This window comes from Streptococcus danieliae (assembly GCF_013415245.1).
Classification (GTDB): Bacteria; Bacillota; Bacilli; order Lactobacillales; family Streptococcaceae; genus Streptococcus; species Streptococcus danieliae_A.
In genome coordinates this window covers 12,716-30,929 of the sequence record NZ_JACBXX010000089.1, presented here as the reverse complement: position 1 = coordinate 30,929, position 18,214 = coordinate 12,716, and the positions used below count along the sequence as shown (strand labels likewise).

The window sequence follows — 18,214 nt, the reverse complement described above, 5'->3', positions numbered from 1 at the left end:
TGAATAATAGCTGTCTCACAAGAGCGATTGGGACGAAATCCATAACTATACTCTGAGAAGTGTCTTTCACAGATTGGACTGATGGTTTGAACAATCGCTTGTTGTACCATTCTGTCCATGACTGTAGGGATTCCAAGATTTCGGACGCCACCATTTGGCTTAGGAATTTCAACTCGTAAAACTGGTTGAGGTTTGTACTTCCTCTGCTTTATAAGTTCCTTGGTTTCTCGCCAATGTTGCCGTAGGAAATTATCCATTTCCTCAATGGTAACTCCGTCGATACCAGCAGAACCCTTGTTTCTTTTTACCTGATGATAGGCTTCAAGCATATTGTTCCGAGATAATATCTTATCTAGCAATTCTGACATGTGCGTATTCCTTTCTTGTTTCGGTGTCTGAGGGACATCTTAGATTCGTGAACCTTCTCCTAGTCAATACGTGACCGTCTCCAGTTCTATCAGACCGTTCTTTTACAGACACAAGTGAAGTAGGATTACTTCGGTTAATTGTTCGCCCCTTCGCTCCATTTCCATTACAGAAACTTACTCACTACTATGGGTTCGGCTGACTTCTCATGATTCGTTGTTACTACGTCTACGACGCTCATGAGACCTCACGGGATAAGTCGTATATCTTTCCTCGTTTACTCTCGTGATCTACGCATATAGGTTACGACTACCTTTTGGGACTTTAGAGTTTTCAGCCTCCTCATCCACTACATACGCCTTCATATCACATTTCTGTTCGTAGAGCCACGATTTCGCTATCCCTTCCTCTCCCCGCTACCTCACGATAGTCAGGCTTGGGAGTCGCTATTGGGTTCACCGGTAGCAGGTGCCCACAGAGGACTTGCACCTCAGATATACGACATGCCCGTCGTACTAAAAAGTCCCTAGAATGAGGTATTCTAGGGACTTTGTCTATAATCTGAAAAATCTCTAGCCCTGCGCTAGAGATTTTTTCTATTCCCAATTCCTCCAGACAAAGCAAACCTCCCCTCAGCCTTTCGAGTGAAAAGTATCACTGTCCACGCTAAGGGGAGGTTTTTAATGATAGTCAGCGGATTTCAAAATCGATTTTCTTAGTCATTTTTTGTCTTCCGCGAGTATCGATCTCATTAAAGGAGACTAATCTTATTTTTGTGGGCTTTCAAAGCCTTCTGCGACAGCTTCTGGGAAGTTGGTTTCCAGGATGGACGCACAGTGGTCACAAACCATGTCTAGGTTTGGATTGCTGTTGGTGCCCACACTTGGGTCAACGCGGCGGCAGCGTTGGCAGACTTGTCCTTCTGCTGGTTTGACAACAAAGGCTAGGTCTTCAAAGCTGAGAGCTTCTGCTGGGGCTGGCTCAGATGTTAGGGTCAGCTTGGACACGATGAGAAGTTGTGCCAAGTTTGTCTCGAGGGCTTCCAGTTCTGCTTGGAGTTCTGGGCTTGCATAGACGAGCAATTCAGCTTCTAGGGATTTTCCGATGACTTTGCCAGCACGTGCTTCTTCCAAGGCTTTTTGAGCGTGGGAGCGGAAGCTGAAGAAGGTTTTCCATTCTTTCAGCAGTTGCTCGCCATTGGCAAAGCTTTCAACTTCTGGGAAGTCTGTTAGCTGTACAAAGTCAGCTTCTTCAAATTCCAGGTAGGACCAGATTTCTTCGGCTGTGTGTGGCAGGATTGGGGTCAAAAGTTTGGTGAGTTTGACCAAGATGTCGTAGAAGACTGTCTGCATTTGACGGCGCTCTTTGGATTTAGCACCTTCGATGTAGACAACATCCTTGGCAAAGTCCAGGTAGAAGGCTGACAAGTCAACGGTCACAAAGTTCACAACCGTTTTATAGATGTTGAGGAAGTTAAATCCATCGTAGTCCTTCCGGATAGCTGCGACTACTTGATTGAAGCGGACCATCATGTATTGGTCAACGGAACGTAAATCTTCAAAAGCAACACTGTCTGCTGCTGGATTGAAGTCAGTAGTATTGGCCAACAAGAAGCGGAGGGTGTTCCGAATCTTCCGGTAGGTCTCTGATACCTGACTCAAGATATCCATGGAGATCCGCACGTCATTGCTGGTGTCAACGCTACTTACCCAAAGACGTAGGATTTCAGCACCAAACTGTTTTTCGACATCACTAGGCAAGATGGTGTTTCCTAGCGACTTGGACATTTTTTCACCCTTACCATCCAAAACAAAACCTTGAGAAAGGAGCTGTTTATAAGGAGCGACGCCATGATTGGCAACGGAGGTGATCAAGGAAGAGTTAAACCAACCGCGGTATTGGTCCGAACCTTCGAGGTAAAGATCTGCTGGGTATTGCAGATTGTCTCGGTTTCTAAGGACACCATTCCAAGAGCTACCGGAATCAAACCAAACGTCCATGATGTCGGTTTCCTTAGTGAAGACGCCATTTGGCGATCCTGGGTGGCTATAGCCTTCTGGCAAGAGATCTTTGGCTTCACGAGCCCACCAAACAGAGGCCCCGTGCTCCTCGAACAATTGCGCCACATGTTCAACCGTTTCGGTCTCCATGATTGCTGTTCCATCTTCTGCATAGAAAATTGGAAGCGGAACACCCCAGGCCCGTTGGCGCGAGATGACCCAATCGCCACGATCGCGAATCATGTTGTAGAGACGTGTGCGTCCCCAGTCCATGTGGAATTGAACTTGGTCAATCTGATCCAAGATTTCTTGACGGAAATCAGAAACAGAAGCAAACCACTGTGGAACAGCTCGCCAAATGATTGGTTTCTTAGTCCGCCAGTCAAATGGGTAGGAGTGGGTGATTTCTTCCTGGGCCAACAAGAGGTTGCCCAACTTTTCAACAACTGTTGGCAAGACCTTGCCATAGAATTGACCTGCAAAATCAGCTCCGGCATTGTCCATCATCATTCCACGTTCATCGACGGTCACAGCTACTTCTAACCCGTTGGCAACTCCGACATAGTAGTCATCCTCACCAAATCCAGGGGCTGTATGGACAATCCCGGTACCAGAATCCGTCGTAACGTGATCTCCTAGGATTACCAGTTCATCAACCTCAGTATCCCATGGATGCTCTGTCACAATGTGCTCCAGCTCTTTACCTGTGTAACGAGCGACCACTTGAACATCTTCCCAGACAAATTTCTCAGCTAAACGGTCCAACAATTCTTCTGCAACCACAAAATGACGATCATCGCCAGCTGCTTGCACCCGCACATAAGAAATATCTGCACCAACAGTCAAACCGCGAGAAGCTGTGATGGTAAATGGTGTTGTGGTCCAGACAACGATATAGGTGTTGGTATCTAGAACACCCTTCCCATCCTTAACCTTATTGGCATAGTAAAGTGAGTTTGAAGTCACGTCATGGTATTCGATCTCCGCTTCCGCAAGCGCAGATTCCGATGACCAAGACCAGTAAACAGGCTTAGCCCCACGGTAGATATAACCCTTCTCAGCCATTTTTCCGAAGACGCGAACTTGGGCAGCCTCATAATCTGGCGTTAAGGTGACGTAAGGATTGTCCCAGTCCGCTGCTACACCCAGGCGTTTAAAGTCAGCCTTTTGTTTTTCAACCTGACCCAAGGCATACTCTCGACAAAGCTCCAGGTAGTCCACCAAGTCCATTTCTTTGCGTTTTACCCCTTGCTTAGCTAAAACCTGTTCGATTGGTAGTCCGTGAGTATCCCAACCCGGAACAAAAGGAGCATAAAAGCCAGTCATGGATTTAGAACGGACGATAATATCTTTAGAGATCTTGTTAAGGGCATGACCTGCATGGATATTTCCATTGGCATAAGGAGGGCCATCATGCAAAATAAAGGTCGGTTTGCCTTCATTGAGTTTCAAGCGTTGCTGGTACAAGTCTGCCTTGTCCCACTCTTCTTGCCAGAGTGGTTCTTTTGTGGGCAAGCCAGCACGCATGGGGAAGCCAGTTTTTCCTAAATTCAAGGTTTCTTTTAATTTCATTTGATTCCCTTTCTATAAAAAAAACACACTTTGTCTCTTCCCTAAGGACGACAAAGCGTGGTACCACCTTACTTCAGTAAATTGGGCTCACAGTTCCCAATTTACCCTCTTGGTTGATAACGGAACGACCCGTCCATACCTACTGCATTGGTTCAGTACAGAAAACATGAAAGGATAATTGAAAGAACAGGGACTGTAGGACTCACACCATCTCCTACTCGCTGGTAATGTATTCAAACAACCGTGTTTTCATGGAATTTTTAAAAAATTATAAAAGATCGACTCTTTCTTTTTCTGCTGCATCCACTGCATCTAGGGCAGCATTCACATCTGCAGCCAATCCTTGGTAGGATTGTGTTTCTGCCATTTGGTTAGCAGAGGCAATGCGATTTTGCAATTCAGCTACTTCTACCGGTGAAAATTGACGGGTCATATCAATTGGCTCGTCATGGGCCACCGCCTGGTCTTCCCCAAGGGCTGATACAACCACTTCCCGAAAGGCTTCATCACTGGTTTGGACATAAGAAGCAGTTGGTTTCAAAATATTTTCCCACTCTGGAGATGTAATCACACTCAACTGACTTTCCACTGCCGAACGGATTTGTTGGTGGAAAATACGGGTCTTGTTTTTCAACTCTTCCGTCTCAACCGCCACCTTCTTAGCATTATCCGTAGCCTGGCGTAAAATTTCATTGGCCTTGAATTTAGCATCATCCAAGAGACGTTGTGAATCTTGCTCAGCCTGACGGATAATATTGCTAGACTCATCAGAAGCCGTTTGTTTCACCTTTTCTGCTGCATCTTGAGCAATCAGAACGGACTGGCTCAAGGAATCTTTCATTTCATCAAAGTAAAGCAAACGTTCTTCCAAATTCCGAATCTGCTCGTCTTTAGCAGCTAACTGACGTGTTAAATCTTCAAATTCCCGAATTAAAACATCCAAAAAATCATCCACTTCATCGACATCATAACCACGAAACTTTGTAGAAAACGATTTATTGCGAATATCTAATGCTGTAAGTGCCATATTTTCTCCTTATTTACGTGCAAGTATCTTTAATTCCACTTTTATTCTACCAGATTTTGAAAGACCTATGGATTCTCCAACATAAATTCTTCCCTTACCTCGAATACTCAGCATATCTCCTGCCTTGATGGGATAAGAAACTTCCTTTCGCTCCTGATAATTCACCTTTATTTTATTGGCCTTAACCAATTGAGCCGCCTTACTTCGGCCCAATTGAAAAGCAGAAGCCACCAGACGATCCAGGCGAAGGCTGTCTAAAAAAATCGTTTTTGTCTGAACCTCTTCCTCCAATTGGAGCAGTTCCTCCATCGCGCTGATAGAAATAGTGACACCCAAACGACCAATTTTGCGAACCTCTTGGGTAATCAGCGAAACATAGGGCCGTTCGACAAAGACTTGAACCTGATTCCCACCAATTAAAATATCCCCAAAAACCCGCCGATCCAGACCTGTCTGATGCAGCAAACTCCCCAAAACTTGGGGATGGGTCAATTTCCCAAACTGACTCTGAAAACGAATGGTTAGCAACTCCAACTCAAAATCAGTTGGATCTAGCTCATAGTAAGCAGGAGCCAGCAAGAGACGCGACTGCTCACTAGGCCAGGCATCTGCCGAATCAAACAGCTTGAGCTCCCGATGACTGGCTAAATTTTTAACCAGACTCACCTGGTGGGGATTTAAAAAATCGCTTAAGACCGGAACATACTGGTCTTCAACCCGTTGGATCCACTCCCAAGCCTTTTCTAAAAAGAGCTGATCCTCTTTTGTCACATGTTGGGCTAGATTTTTTAATTCTTTTACCATGATAAGAAAAGAAACGGAAGCAGACTGTCACGAATCAGATTTAATAAGATTAAAACGACAAAAACGGTCCAATCCAATCCTAAAAATTGGAGAGGTAGGTTTCGAAAAGGCCGCACCAAGGGATTCACAATTCGAATTAACCAGTAACCGAGCGGTGTCCGTAGAGCACCGGGAAACCAAGAGAGAATAATATAGGCTACCAAGGTCAAATCCAAGACATTAAGAAATAGATAGAGGGTTCGGTAGAGGTAATATAAAATATTCATTAGCGTCGTTTCATATCGAAATCAAATTCGATCGCTTGATTGTTGGTTCCTTCAGCCAGCTGAAGATCTTCAATATTGATAACAACATTGGAAGGAGTCAAGAGATAGATGCCATTGGCAACTTTCCGCAAATCACCAGATAAGACATAACGCGCACCATCCAAATAGTCCAAGCAACGACGGGCCTGTACCTCTGTCATATATTGGAAATCAATCAAGACACTCTCATTTTGCAGCAAGAGGTCCAAAAATGTTGCTGTTTCTTCATAACGACGGGGATAACGAACGTAAATAACGTGCTTCTCTGCTGGAGCTCCTTGGCTATTCTGACGAGCCAATTCCTCTTGTCTTGCATGTAAATCTGTGATGTTTTGTGGTCTACTTGTATTCATTGTTTTTGTTTCTCTTTCTTCTGTATTTCGGTTGACAGGGGACTTCTGAGGGAGAGAAAGGGTACCTTCAGAAGCCTTGGATTGAGGTAGACTGGATAGGTTTGTAAGGGTACTACGCTCTGCCTTGTCTTCCACTTGTGCCTGGGCTATTGGACTAGGATTGTCTTTCGGACCCACTTCCGGGATAACCTCTAGGTTTTCCTCTTGGAATCCACCTTCATCTTCGACAAACAGTCCCTTTAAATAGACACCAATATTTCTAAAAAAATCGATTACTCTGTCCATAATATTCCTTTTGTTGCTTATTCAAAAAGAAGGCTGCCAATTCGAACGAAAGTGGCTCCCTGTTCTACCGCTAACTGATAGTCTGAGGACATTCCCATACTCAATTCAGTAAAGGGCATGTCAGGGATATTTCTTTCTGCTAATGCTTCTTGTAAGACACGGGTTCGACTAAAGAGGTCTTCAATTTCCGATGGGCTTGCATCTGCGGGCGCCATGGTCATCAAACCAATCAAGCGAATCTTGTCTAAATCAGCTATTTCTTCTAAAGCCTGATCAACATCTTCTAGGAAAAAACCGTGTTTGCTTTCTTCACGAGAAAGGTTAACCTGTAAAAAGCAAGCAATTGGCTGATCCGCTCGCTTTTGAATTTCTCTTGCTAAAGAGATGGAATCCAAAGCATGGAAATAATCAATCTGATTAATGACATCTTTGACTTTTCGCCTTTGCAGACTGCCAATAAAATGCCAGCGAATCGGTAGATCTTCCAACTCCTCCTTTTTAGCAAGAAATTGAGGTACGCGGTTTTCACCTAAATGGTGAAAACCCGTTTCCTCAACAAGCTTTCGTGTAGTTCTAGCATCAACATATTTTGTAACAGCTATAATATCACACTTTTCGGCTGCTTGCGACCCCTGCGCAAGCGCCTGAGCCACCTCTTTTTTTACAAGCTGGGCTTGATCGTGAAAGGTCATGTTAACGGTTCCGGAAAAATGGTGGTGTTTCTAGCTCGTCATCCTCTGAGTCAGAATGATCTTGATAACGTTCCACGCTTGATCCCGCTGGAGCTTCCGGTTGACGGGTGATTTGATCCCGACGGAGATCCCAGTTTCCAAATGGTGAAATGGTTGTTCCATCGTTATGACGAGGACGAGTAACCGTTGGCATCTCAACTGGCTCAGCCATGTCATAATTGCGATCAAATTGACCTGGAATCGGTTGGCTTGGCGCTGCTTCTGGACGTGCCTGACGGTTGCCCATGTTGGCAACTTTTTCAACCTTATCTTCACGAACACCTGTTGCCACAACAGTTACACGGATTTCACCTTCCATATTTGGATCGATGGAGGTTCCCAACCAGATATTTACGCCATGACCGGCTGCCTGGTTCACAATTTCAGAAGCTTCTTCTGCTTCTGTCAAGGCCATATCCATACCACCTGTGACATTTACAATCACATCTTCAGCACCATCAATGGTTGTTTCCAAAAGTGGAGAATAAATTGCCTTACGAGCGGCTTCCATGACACGCTCTTCACCAGTACCAATACCAATTCCCATAAGGGCATTACCCTTATTAGCCATAACGGTTTTGACATCCGCAAAATCAAGGTTGATCAAACCTGGATTGGTAATCAGATCAGTAATTCCTTGAACACCTTGACGAAGCACATTATCGGCTTCACTGAGGGCTTCCATCAAAGGAGTCTTTTTGTCAACAATTTCTAACAAGTTGTTGTTGGAAATAATCAAGAGGGTGTCGACATGCTCCCGCAACTGGTTGATACCTTCCACCGCAAAATTGCTACGCTTCGTCCCTTCAAAACCAAATGGACGAGTGACAACACCCACTGTCAAAGCTCCCAATGATTTTGAAATCCGTGCAATCTCAGGTGCAGCACCAGTTCCGGAACCGCCTCCCATCCCAGCAGTGATAAAGACCATATCTGAACCAGAAAGAGCCTCATTCAGAACTTCTTCGCTTTCAAGAGCTGCTTGACGGCCAACTTCAGGCTGTCCTCCAGCACCCAAGCCACGAGTCAATTTTGGTCCTAATTGAATGACTGTTTCAGCCTTTGAGCTACTGAGCGCTTGAACATCTGTATTGGCTGCAATAAATTCGACACCAGCAACTCCTTCATCAATCATACGGTTAATGGCATTACCACCACCACCGCCGACACCAATTACTTTAATAACTGCGCCTTGCGCCGCAGCTGCGTCAAATGAAAATGACATCTTTTTTCTCCTTAATCAAACATTGAATTTAACAGTCCACGAACCCGATCACCCAACTTCGGACTAGTTCCTGCTTCAGCTTCTGGTTCTAACTCAGGTTCAGGAAGTGGTTGAACAGCTGGGGTCGGTTGAGCTGGTTGGACTGGTTCAGGATTCACTTGGGGTTTCGCCACTGGTTGAACAGGTGTAACGCTTGGTTGTGGGCGAAAGGCCACGACCGGTTGTTGTGGTCTTGCAAACTCCCCATGAACCGCAGCTTGTGCCAACTGATCAACCTCTGTCATATTTCCAGCATATTCTGCTAACGAAATAACATGGGCAAAGGCTGGATTGCGAATTCCGATTTGGTTGGGAACAAATAGTTTTACAGGGACTTCAAAAATTTCTTGGGCCAATTCGACAATACCCGGCAAAATGGCACCCCCACCAACAATGACAATCCCACCTGGTAAATCAAGGAGATGACGTCTTTCTAAGTTTTGCTTAATTTGTTCCAAAATGTGGCGAACGCGAGCTGAGATAATCTCAGACAAGTATTGTTCTGTCACTTCTACTGGTTCAACTTCCCCAATTACCTCAACTTGGAAACTATCTTGGGCGCTCGCTAGAGCTGGATAAGCTTCCCCATAGTTGAGTTTGAGGCCTTCAGCAGTCGCTTGTGAGGTCCGTAAAACCTTGGAAATATCCTTAGTCACATACTCGCCACCCTCTTGATAAATATGGGTGAATTGCAATTCCTGGTTTTTAACGGCTGCAACTGTCGTTTGGCCACCACCCATATCAATCACAATGGTCCCAAATTCTCGTTCCCCTTCATTAAGAACCGATTTGGTCATCGATAGGGGCGAAATCACCACATTGTCTAGTTTCAGACCTGCACGTTCAACGGTTTTCCGAAGATTGTGAAGAATAGTCCGAGGTCCTGTATACAATAACCCCCGCATCTCTAAGCGGGTTCCCATCATCCCACGTGGGTCCCGAATTCCTTGGAAACCATCGACAATAAATTCCTCAGGAACAAAGGTAATCACCTCACGGTCAGGATTCATGCTCTTGGTTACAGCAGACTCCACTACACTCACCACATCCATATCCGTGATTTCCTTGGTTTCATTGGTGACTGGAATCATCCCCTGAGTTGGTTCAATTTGCAATAGACTTGCAGGTAAACCGACATTCACGGTTGTAATCGAAATGCCCGCCTTCTCTTCAGCCTGATTAATGGCCTTCTTGATGGCAGTGGCAGCAGTTTCGATGTCGACTATGATACCATCTTTGACACCAGCGCTTTTTGCATTACTGACACCAATGACATTCATTTCTTCATTAATATATTCGGCCACCAGCACCTTGATGGAGCTGGTCCCAATATCTAATCCTGTAAAGAAGCCATCTCTAGCCATTACATACTTCCTCTCTTCTCATACAATCTTCAATAAACATGAAACACTTTTAAGCGTGCTAATCACCGTACATTATAACACAAATACGCGAAAATAAAAGATTTTTTCTATTAATTTTGGGTTACAGATGCGGTGATCTGGCTTTGATTAGCTCCTGCTTCTGAGCTACTTGCCCCCTCTAATTTCCCATCAACACCTAGCGGATAGGCAAAGGCCCCTGCCTCCATATCAATCAGCGAAGGTTCCTTGATATCTTTTGCAATCGAAGGATAATAGATTAATTTACGACTTAATTCAGAAAGCGGGATCAAAACCTGGTTCCCATCCCGCATGCTGAGGGTCACCAAATCTGTAGACGCCTTAGTCGCCGTCGACTTCATTTCCTGAATGTTGTCACGAATGTCTGCGTCTAACTGTAACAATTGCTCACTTAAAATCGGATAGAGATCTTCGTCTTTTAACTGCACCCTCACCGCACTGCTAGGCAGATCACTTATTGCCAAGTCTTCTTGAACCATTTTTCCATTAGCCAAAATTGGAAAAACCTTGTCCTTCTCTGTTTGGTAGGCCACAATCGCATACTCTTCAACTTGGATTGGGAAAGTGGTTGGAAACTGGTAACTAATGGATACCTGGCGAATCCAAGGACTGGCTTTCTGGATTCGTTTTTCATAGGCCTTGCGATTCTGTAACACTGTCAGCGTATAATCGCGGACATCCACCTTAGTCGCTGCCACAATCGCTTCATCCGTTTGGTGCTCATTGCCTAACACCTGAAATTCCTTGAGCTTGCCATAGGGACTAATGAAGTAGGCTGACGCCATGGTCAAAACCGTAAAGAAGAAAAAGACTGGAATTAAACGAATCAGATGCCGCCGCGCCTTCTTGCCACTGTCCCGGCGCTCTTGGCGTTGGATTTTTTTAGCCTGGCGCTTGGCCTGTTTCACCTGGCGTTTGGCTTGCTGGGCTTGGCGCTTTTGGATTCTAGCCGCCTGTTTATCGGGCACCTCCGCTTGCACCGCTTCGATTGACTCTTCTAGTTGTTGGCGAGCAATGGATTGGACCTTTTGTTCTTCTTCAAGGATTTCCTGAGCATCCGGATCAACAATGCGGCCCAGGCGTTGGACAATATTTCGCTGCCGTTCATGCTCCTGGCGAATCCGCTCTGCTTCTTGAGAGGCCTGGTATTCCCGACTTCTCCTTTCCCATTCTTCACGATGCTGGGCCTCTTTTTTATCTTCATCAGACATTAGCGGCCTCCTTTTTCAATTTCCCTCATCAGAACCTGGTAAAAGGCGTCCAGACTGATCAAATCCACACTTTGGGCCATGGCATCTTGGAAGGCTTCCGCTTGCTCTTGCAATTGACCAATCGTTGTTTCCAACCTGTCCAAGGTCAAATCCGGTTCCTGGATCGTCGGTGCATAGCCTTTCTTCTCAAAATAAGCCGCATTTTCCAATTGATCACCCCGACTGGCTTCTTTGCCCAAAGGAACAATCACATGGAGCTTCTCCAAGGCTACCAGTTCAAAAAGCGTATTGGATCCACCCCGGGTAATGACAATGTCTGCCAATTCCATTAGGTCACGGTAGGTCTCACGCGCAAAGGCCAGGCGATAAAGCCCCGGTGATGACTCCTCGAGCTTTTTATCGCCCGTCAGATTGATCAGGTTATACCGCTCTAAGAGGGCTTGACGATTCTGATCCACAAAATCATTAAACACTTTGGCCCCGCCAGATCCTCCGATAAAGAGCAGGGTCTGTTTTGCTGGATCAAACAATTCCGCTGCCATCTCCTGCATTTCATTTGACAATTGGTGGTGGCCCTTCTCTAACTTGGAAATCGCCCCAACATGCTCCACCCGGCTATAGTCCCCTTCCAACTGGAAGGTGGAAAAGAGGCGTTTGGAAAACTTATAGGCAATTTTATTGGCCAAGCCCATGGTCAAGTCTGATTCGTGGATATAAACAGGAATCCCCAATACCTTAGCCGCCATCACTGGTGGCACCGATACAAAGCCCCCTTTTGAAAAGAGGACCTGGGGATGAATCTTCAACAGGTAGAAGAAGGATTGTAAAGTCCCCCAAGCAACTTTAAAAACATCCCAGAGGTTCTGCCAGGAAAAATAACGGCGTAATTTACCTGTGGCAATGGAATGGAAGTGAACCGGCAGACCACTTTTTTCTAATTGTTCATATTCGATTCCCTTACGATCACCGATATAATGAACCTCCCAACCATTGGCAATAAACTTGGGAATAAGGAGCAGATTCAGGGTCACATGACCAACTGTTCCCCCTCCTGTAAAGACAATTTTTTTCATGCTTCTTCCAACTCCTTCACTGCTGCTAAAAAGACCTCTCCACGTTCTTCAAAATTCTTATACATGTCCCAGCTGGCATTTGCTGGGCTGAAGAGGACAACATCCCCTTTTTGGGCTAGCTCAAAAGCTTGCTTGGTTGCCGCCGCCACTTCTGAAGCAGGGTAGCTTGCAACCCCTGCTTCTTGAGCTAAAGCTGCCAAACGAGGAGCTACTTCGCCCAAAATAACCATGGCCTTCAAGCCTTGAATATCCGGCAGCAACTCACTCAAATCATTGCCCCGATCAAGACCACCAGCAATCAAAATCACCTGGGAATTCTCAAAGCCAGATAGGGCTTTTTGAGTCGCTAAAATATTGGTAGACTTGCTGTCATTGTAAAAGCGCACACCTTCAATCTCAGCCACTTCTTGCAAACGATGCTTGACCCCAGAAAAAGCTGCCAAGGCCCGCTGGATGGCTTCATTATCAACGCCCAATTGCTTCACAACCAGAATCGCCGCCAAGGCGTTCTCAATATTATGCTCCCCCGGAACCCCTAGTTGGGCAGCCGGCATCACACGCTCACCCTGATAGACCAAATAGCCATCTTCCAGATAGGCTCCATTTACTTTTTCTTGGGTCGAAAAGGCAAGAACCTGGGCCTGAGTCTCCTGGGCCAGTTCCTGGCTAAGGGCTTGATTCCAATTCAAAATGAGGAAATCATCCGCCGTCATCTGCGCCTGAATCGCCCACTTGGCATCGCGGTACTCTGCAAAGGACTCATGGTAGTCCAAATGACTCGGTAAAATATTATTAATCACAGCAATATGAGGATGGAAGGCCTCTACCCCCATCAACTGAAAGCTGGACAACTCCATCACAACTTGCTGATCAGCCGTCACTTGCGGCAAAACTTCTGAGGCCGGAAAACCAATGTTCCCCGCTAAAACCGGCTGACGCTCAGCTGCTTCTAAAATGGCAGCAACCATCATGGTTGTCGTTGTTTTACCATTTGAACCTGTAATCCCAATCATCGAATGTGGGTAGACGCGGTAAGCCACTTCTACCTCCGTCCAAATCGGTAAGCCAAGCTCCTTGGCCTTAACTACCATGGGATGGCTATAAGGAATCCCCGGATTTTTGACCATCAGATCAAAACCTTCGTCCAGCAGTTCAACAGGATGACCTCCTGCAACTACACGAAAGCCTTGGGCCAGCAATTCTTGAGCCTGTGGGCTATCTTCCAGCGCCTGGCCTTCATTAACAGTCACCTGGGCTCCCAGTTGCTCCAACAAAAGAGCCACTGCTCTACCTGACCGTGCTAGTCCAAGTACAACTACTTTTTTTCCGTTAAATTCATTTACTGGTGTCATCTACGCGCTGCTATATAAAATATAACCAAATGTAGTCATCTATCGGATTTAACCACATTTGAGAAAGAATATATAGACTTCCTTTCGTCATTTTATTTACTACGGTCATCATTAGTATTCTCATATCCTACAAGAGGGTCATGACAGTGACTAACTCTGATAGCCTGAGGGTGTAACCCACTCCTGATTCTTTTAAATTAAGGCCAAAAGATTGGCAACTGCGTTTTCATCCCGGTCTCCCACAAAGCCACATTCATAACAAATGTATTCATGGTGCTTGGTTCCATGTTTCGCATTACCTGCTAGACCGATTTTATCCTCACCTGTCTTGATGTGCCCGCATGCGGAACAACGTTGCGGGCTTGGATAATGTTTATCAGCTAGGATAATCTCCTTACCGTACCAATCAGCCTTATAGGTTAAGATCTGTCTGAACCGCCCAAACATAGAACGATGCAAGCCCTTGGATGCAACATGAGACATCTGCATAGCTTTGACGTTTAAATCTTCGATGACAATTTTATCAAAGTCAGTCACTAGTTCTGTTGTAAATTCATGAAGAATGTTGTTCTGAATGGCTGCGACCTTCCGATAGTCACGCTGTAACTTGGCTCTCGCCTTAGCGTAATTCTTGGATTGGGTCGCCTTGTTCCCATTTACAACATGTTTTCTAACCAGCTGTCTTTGATAAAACTTAATACGCTCATAAATTATCTTTAGTTTCTTGGGTAGAACAGAGATTTCACCCTCTGTATAGTTGAAATACCCAACATTAAGGTCAACGGCTGTATGCTTAGCAGTTGTATCTCTCTTGTCAATTTCTACCTCAAAAGGTAAACTCGCCCAATATTTGCCCTTTTCACAGTAGATTGAGACGGTTTTTAAATCTCCACTCAAATCCTTAGCACCTCTGAATTTCAGGTCATACCAAGTCTTGATTCCTCTTGGTTTATCTAGCCGTAACTTCCCATCTACAATTCTAGCCCTGTCCGTCTTAAAACCTTGTCTAGAAGTTTTTTTAGATTTAAAGCGAGGTTTACCCCAGTCAGGAAGGGCAGGGTCGAAAAAGTTTTTCCAAGCCTTACCTAAGTCGGAGATGGCTAACTGCAAACACCGGGCTGACAGTTGATATTGGCGACTAGCTCATTGCGAACCTTACGTTCATTAGCGCAGAGTTCTTGATCTTCCAAAATCAAGGAAGCATCATACAGATCATTCCACAAAGCCAGCCCTTGGTTCCAACAATACCTGCGATAATCGCACAAGTCATCTAAAACCTTCTTCATAGTCTGATTAGGATAAAGTCGTACCTTTTGAGTTCGGATGACCATTGAGACCGCCTTTCAACGAATTAGCTCCTTAATACAATCTCTATTTTACCATTTTCAGACCAAAAAAACCCCCAAGCTCTCATACAACTTGGGGAAAAAACTATTTTGAGTTTCTAGGAAAAACTTTATCCCAGTTAATTTTCGGGATGGGAATCGGAGGTTTGCCACCTCCCTTAATTTGCAAGCGCCGCAGATCCTTCAGGGAGAAGTAGGCCAGGGCCAGCATGCCCGCCCAGACAAAAATTTCCCTTGGAATCCGGAAAAACTGTACAATTCCCACACCCAACAAAATCATCAGCAAAACTCCGAAAAGCACCAAGCTGACAATATTGAAGGTTCCCTTAATGGTTGAAGGAGCGACAAAAATATAAAATAGCAGGATCAAAATAATAATGATGATGTAAAGCATATTTTTGAACTCCTCCTAAAGAGCTTAGTCAGCCGCCGCTAATTTCTTTTTCTTGTTGGCTTTTTCCCGCTCACCCTTATTCAAAATCTGTTTCCGTAGGCGGATGGATTCTGGGGTTACTTCCATGTATTCATCATCGTTCAAGAACTCCAAGGATTCTTCCAGGGTCAGAATACGTGGTGTTTTGATAACAGAGGTTTGGTCTTTGGTAGCCGAACGGACGTTGGTCATCTGCTTAGCCTTGGTGATGTTCACAGTCAAGTCGTTCTCACGTGAATTTTCCCCAATAATCATTCCCTCATAAACCTCAGTACCTGGGTTGACAAAGATTGTTCCCCGCTCTTCGATTGACATAATGGAGTAAGTTGTTGCCTTACCAGCATCAATCGAAACAAGGGCACCACGGTGACGGCCACCAATCTCACCGGCAATGGCAGGAAGGTATTGGTCGAAGGTATGGTTCATGATTCCGTAACCACGAGTCATGGATAGGAATTCCGTTGAATAACCGATCAAACCACGGGCTGGTACCAAGAATACGAGACGTGTTTGAGCATTTCCAGTCGCAATCATATCCAACATCTCACCCTTACGCTCGGACAAGCTTTGGATAACAGATCCTTGGTACTCTTCTGGAGTATCAATTTGCACGCGCTCAAATGGTTCCATCTTGACACCATCAATGTCTTTGATGATAACTTCTGGACGAGATACTTGCAACTCATACCCTTCACGACGCATGGTTTCAATCAAGATTGACAAATGCAATTCTCCACGACCAGAGACAATCCATTTATCTGGTGAGTCAGTTGGGTCGACACGGAGAGAGACATCCGTTTGTAACTCTGCTAATAGACGCTCTTCCACTTTGCGAGAAGTGACCCATTTGCCTTCACGACCTGCAAATGGTGAGTTATTCACCAAGAAGGTCATTTGCAAGGTTGGCTCATCAATGCGTAGAACTGGTAGAGGCTCAACTGCGTCAACCGGTGTAATCGTTTCACCGACAAAGATGTCTTCCATACCAGATACCGCAATCAAATCACCGGCTTTAGCTTCGGTGATTTCACGACGCTCCAATCCAAAGAAACCAAAAAGTTTGGTAACACGGAAGTTTTTCGTAGTTCCATCCAGTTTAGAAAGAGTAACCTGGTCACCCACCTTGATTTGACCACGGAATACACGACCAATTCCAATCCGACCAACGAAATCGTTGTAATCCAACAAGGACACTTGGAACTGTAGAGGCTCGTCCGAATTGTCAACTGGGGCAGGAATATGATCGATGATGGTATCAAAGATCGGCGCCATTGTTTTTTCCTGATCGGCTGGATCGTCAGACAAGGAAGAAGTTCCGTTAATCGCCGATGCATAAACCACTGGGAATTCCAATTGGTCATCATCCGCACCCAACTCGATAAAGAGCTCCAAGACCTCATCAACGACTTCAGCTGGACGCGCAGATGGCTTATCGATTTTATTAACAACCACAATTGGAGTCAAGTTTTGTTCCAAAGCTTTTTTCAAAACAAAACGGGTTTGGGGCATGGTTCCTTCGTAGGCATCGACTACCAAAACAACCCCATCGACCATTTTCATGATCCGCTCAACTTCTCCACCAAAGTCCGCGTGTCCTGGAGTATCCATGATGTTAATCCGGACACCGTCATAGGCAACAGCTGTATTTTTGGCCAAGATTGTGATTCCACGCTCTTTTTCAAGGTCATTCGAGTCCATAGCTCGCTCAGACAATTCAGTCCGTGCATCCAAGGTCTCTGACTGCTTTAATAACTCATCCACCAGGGTTGTTTTTCCGTGGTCAACGTGGGCAATAATTGCGACGTTACGGATATCTTCTCTTAATGTTGACATGATTTCCTCAAATCTCTATAGTTTATACCCCTCAAAATCCCAGCCTGCACAAGTAAACTTTAGCCCAGAGCAGTCGATTTTAAGCAAGTATTGTCCAAAACATTATACATGAAATAAAAAACAGTGACAAGCCATGCCCATTAAGAAAGGGTTTTCCTAGCAACTTTCAAAAAAATCGGCCGAAAAAGATTTGAGAAACCTCTTCCAGCCGAAATAAAAAATCATAAAAACCAGGGAATCGAAAACTTAATCCGTATTTTCTTTGACTTTCCCATTCCAAGTATCAAGGCCTCCGGCCAATAAGTACAAATTTCGGTAACCTTGCTTCCGCAGATAAAAAACGGTATTGGTCACAGAAGGACCGCGGTTATTATCATACAGTAAAATTGGCTTATCTTTAGACAAGGCCGCTAGACTAACCTTGATTTGATTGGCAGGGATATTGCGAGCACCCAAGATATGCTTGGCCCGAAAGGCTGCCGGCTCGCGCACATCAATCACTTGCCCACCCCGCATCATAGCGGCAAATTCCCCATTTTCGACCAGGGTTACTGCACGCCGCAAGCGCCAGTAGTTAAATCCCATCCAAGCCAAGAAACCGACCAATACGATTAAGAAACCAATCATTTTTCCTTTTTCTCCTTTTGTTCAAGATAGGCTAATTCTTCCTGATGTTCTTTTTTCAAAATCAATTGGGCTTGGATATAGTCCAAACGGTCCATGATTCCCGCATCATAGAGTCGCTCCAACTCTATCTGGGCCAATTCAATATCGTAGAGTCGTTTGCCCATATAGATAATAAGCCCATAGCCCTTTAAAAATTGCTGAACATCATAAAAATTTTTCATAGGCTTAG

General features: G+C 45.1%; 15 protein-coding genes and 2 pseudogenes. All 17 read right to left on the bottom strand.

All coding sequences use genetic code 11. The annotated features are described in order from the left end of the window. A partial coding sequence (locus tag HZY94_RS03605) for a reverse transcriptase domain-containing protein (RefSeq protein ID WP_257151889.1) occupies positions 1 to 368 on the bottom strand: 368 nt, incomplete at its 3' end. A gap of 765 nt (positions 369 to 1,133) precedes the next feature. Then, positions 1,134 to 3,938, bottom strand: a complete 2,805-nt coding sequence (ileS, locus tag HZY94_RS03600; protein ID WP_179925050.1) for an isoleucine--tRNA ligase — start codon at positions 3,936 to 3,938, stop codon at positions 1,134 to 1,136. Between the two features lie 268 nt (positions 3,939 to 4,206). Beyond that, positions 4,207 to 4,965 carry a DivIVA domain-containing protein gene (locus tag HZY94_RS03595; RefSeq protein ID WP_179925049.1) on the bottom strand — a complete coding sequence of 253 codons (759 nt, stop codon included), beginning with the start codon at positions 4,963 to 4,965 and terminating at the stop codon, positions 4,207 to 4,209. Between the two features lie 9 nt (positions 4,966 to 4,974). Beyond that, on the bottom strand, positions 4,975 to 5,769 hold the full coding sequence (locus tag HZY94_RS03590; protein WP_179925048.1) for a YlmH family RNA-binding protein: 795 nt from the start codon (positions 5,767 to 5,769) through the stop codon (positions 4,975 to 4,977). Next, a complete protein-coding gene (locus HZY94_RS03585) occupies positions 5,763 to 6,035 on the bottom strand; it encodes a YggT family protein (protein WP_179925047.1) in 273 nt (90 codons plus the stop codon). The genes HZY94_RS03590 and HZY94_RS03585 overlap by 7 nt, the downstream gene beginning before the upstream one ends. Then, complete coding sequence (locus tag HZY94_RS10485; protein WP_228064543.1) at positions 6,035 to 6,712, bottom strand: cell division protein SepF; 678 nt, start codon at positions 6,710 to 6,712, stop codon at positions 6,035 to 6,037. Before HZY94_RS10485 ends, HZY94_RS03585 begins: the two co-directional genes overlap by 1 nt. Positions 6,713 to 6,729: 17 nt before the next feature. Then, positions 6,730 to 7,404 carry a YggS family pyridoxal phosphate-dependent enzyme gene (locus HZY94_RS03575; protein ID WP_179925046.1) on the bottom strand — a complete coding sequence of 225 codons (675 nt, stop codon included), beginning with the start codon at positions 7,402 to 7,404 and terminating at the stop codon, positions 6,730 to 6,732. Between the two features lie 288 nt (positions 7,405 to 7,692). Next, positions 7,693 to 8,668 (bottom strand): annotated as a pseudogene (gene ftsZ, locus HZY94_RS03570) (cell division protein FtsZ); the annotation flags it as partial. A gap of 11 nt (positions 8,669 to 8,679) precedes the next feature. Continuing rightward, entirely contained in the window at positions 8,680 to 10,071 is a 1,392-nt protein-coding gene (ftsA, locus tag HZY94_RS03565) for a cell division protein FtsA (protein ID WP_179925044.1), read from the bottom strand. A gap of 110 nt (positions 10,072 to 10,181) precedes the next feature. Beyond that, a complete protein-coding gene (locus HZY94_RS03560; RefSeq protein WP_179925043.1) occupies positions 10,182 to 11,321 on the bottom strand; it encodes a cell division protein FtsQ/DivIB in 1,140 nt (379 codons plus the stop codon). Next, a complete protein-coding gene (locus HZY94_RS03555; RefSeq protein WP_179925042.1) occupies positions 11,321 to 12,394 on the bottom strand; it encodes a UDP-N-acetylglucosamine--N-acetylmuramyl-(pentapeptide) pyrophosphoryl-undecaprenol N-acetylglucosamine transferase in 1,074 nt (357 codons plus the stop codon). The genes HZY94_RS03560 and HZY94_RS03555 overlap by 1 nt, the downstream gene beginning before the upstream one ends. Continuing rightward, a complete protein-coding gene (gene murD, locus HZY94_RS03550) occupies positions 12,391 to 13,746 on the bottom strand; it encodes a UDP-N-acetylmuramoyl-L-alanine--D-glutamate ligase (RefSeq protein ID WP_179925041.1) in 1,356 nt (451 codons plus the stop codon). Before murD ends, HZY94_RS03555 begins: the two co-directional genes overlap by 4 nt. Before the next feature lie 192 nt (positions 13,747 to 13,938). Next, positions 13,939 to 15,032: pseudogene (locus HZY94_RS03545) on the bottom strand (RNA-guided endonuclease InsQ/TnpB family protein). A gap of 145 nt (positions 15,033 to 15,177) precedes the next feature. Next, positions 15,178 to 15,486 carry a DUF3165 family protein gene (locus HZY94_RS03540; RefSeq protein ID WP_179923557.1) on the bottom strand — a complete coding sequence of 103 codons (309 nt, stop codon included), beginning with the start codon at positions 15,484 to 15,486 and terminating at the stop codon, positions 15,178 to 15,180. A gap of 24 nt (positions 15,487 to 15,510) precedes the next feature. After that, a complete protein-coding gene (typA, locus tag HZY94_RS03535; RefSeq protein ID WP_179925040.1) occupies positions 15,511 to 17,358 on the bottom strand; it encodes a translational GTPase TypA in 1,848 nt (615 codons plus the stop codon). A gap of 246 nt (positions 17,359 to 17,604) precedes the next feature. Next, on the bottom strand, positions 17,605 to 17,985 hold the full coding sequence (locus HZY94_RS03530) for a rhodanese-like domain-containing protein (RefSeq protein WP_179925039.1): 381 nt from the start codon (positions 17,983 to 17,985) through the stop codon (positions 17,605 to 17,607). Further along, entirely contained in the window at positions 17,982 to 18,206 is a 225-nt protein-coding gene (locus tag HZY94_RS03525) for a YqgQ family protein (RefSeq protein WP_179923559.1), read from the bottom strand. Before HZY94_RS03525 ends, HZY94_RS03530 begins: the two co-directional genes overlap by 4 nt. Positions 18,207 to 18,214 lie beyond the last annotated feature (8 nt).

What these genes read in the sequence shown, in the direction of transcription:
- ileS (WP_179925050.1), bottom strand. Translation starts at nt 3,938, where the DNA reads ATGAAATTAAAAGAAACCTTGAATTTAGGAAAAACTGGCTTCCCCATG.
- HZY94_RS03595 (WP_179925049.1), bottom strand. Translation starts at nt 4,965, where the DNA reads ATGGCACTTACAGCATTAGATATTCGCAATAAATCGTTTTCTACAAAG.
- HZY94_RS03590 (WP_179925048.1), bottom strand. Translation starts at nt 5,769, where the DNA reads ATGGTAAAAGAATTAAAAAATCTAGCCCAACATGTGACAAAAGAGGAT.
- HZY94_RS03585 (WP_179925047.1), bottom strand. Translation starts at nt 6,035, where the DNA reads ATGAATATTTTATATTACCTCTACCGAACCCTCTATCTATTTCTTAAT.
- HZY94_RS10485 (WP_228064543.1), bottom strand. Translation starts at nt 6,712, where the DNA reads ATGGACAGAGTAATCGATTTTTTTAGAAATATTGGTGTCTATTTAAAG.
- HZY94_RS03575 (WP_179925046.1), bottom strand. Translation starts at nt 7,404, where the DNA reads ATGACCTTTCACGATCAAGCCCAGCTTGTAAAAAAAGAGGTGGCTCAG.
- ftsA (WP_179925044.1), bottom strand. Translation starts at nt 10,071, where the DNA reads ATGGCTAGAGATGGCTTCTTTACAGGATTAGATATTGGGACCAGCTCC.
- HZY94_RS03560 (WP_179925043.1), bottom strand. Translation starts at nt 11,321, where the DNA reads ATGTCTGATGAAGATAAAAAAGAGGCCCAGCATCGTGAAGAATGGGAA.
- HZY94_RS03555 (WP_179925042.1), bottom strand. Translation starts at nt 12,394, where the DNA reads ATGAAAAAAATTGTCTTTACAGGAGGGGGAACAGTTGGTCATGTGACC.
- murD (WP_179925041.1), bottom strand. Translation starts at nt 13,746, where the DNA reads ATGACACCAGTAAATGAATTTAACGGAAAAAAAGTAGTTGTACTTGGA.
- HZY94_RS03540 (WP_179923557.1), bottom strand. Translation starts at nt 15,486, where the DNA reads ATGCTTTACATCATCATTATTATTTTGATCCTGCTATTTTATATTTTT.
- typA (WP_179925040.1), bottom strand. Translation starts at nt 17,358, where the DNA reads ATGTCAACATTAAGAGAAGATATCCGTAACGTCGCAATTATTGCCCAC.
- HZY94_RS03530 (WP_179925039.1), bottom strand. Translation starts at nt 17,985, where the DNA reads ATGATTGGTTTCTTAATCGTATTGGTCGGTTTCTTGGCTTGGATGGGA.
- HZY94_RS03525 (WP_179923559.1), bottom strand. Translation starts at nt 18,206, where the DNA reads ATGAAAAATTTTTATGATGTTCAGCAATTTTTAAAGGGCTATGGGCTT.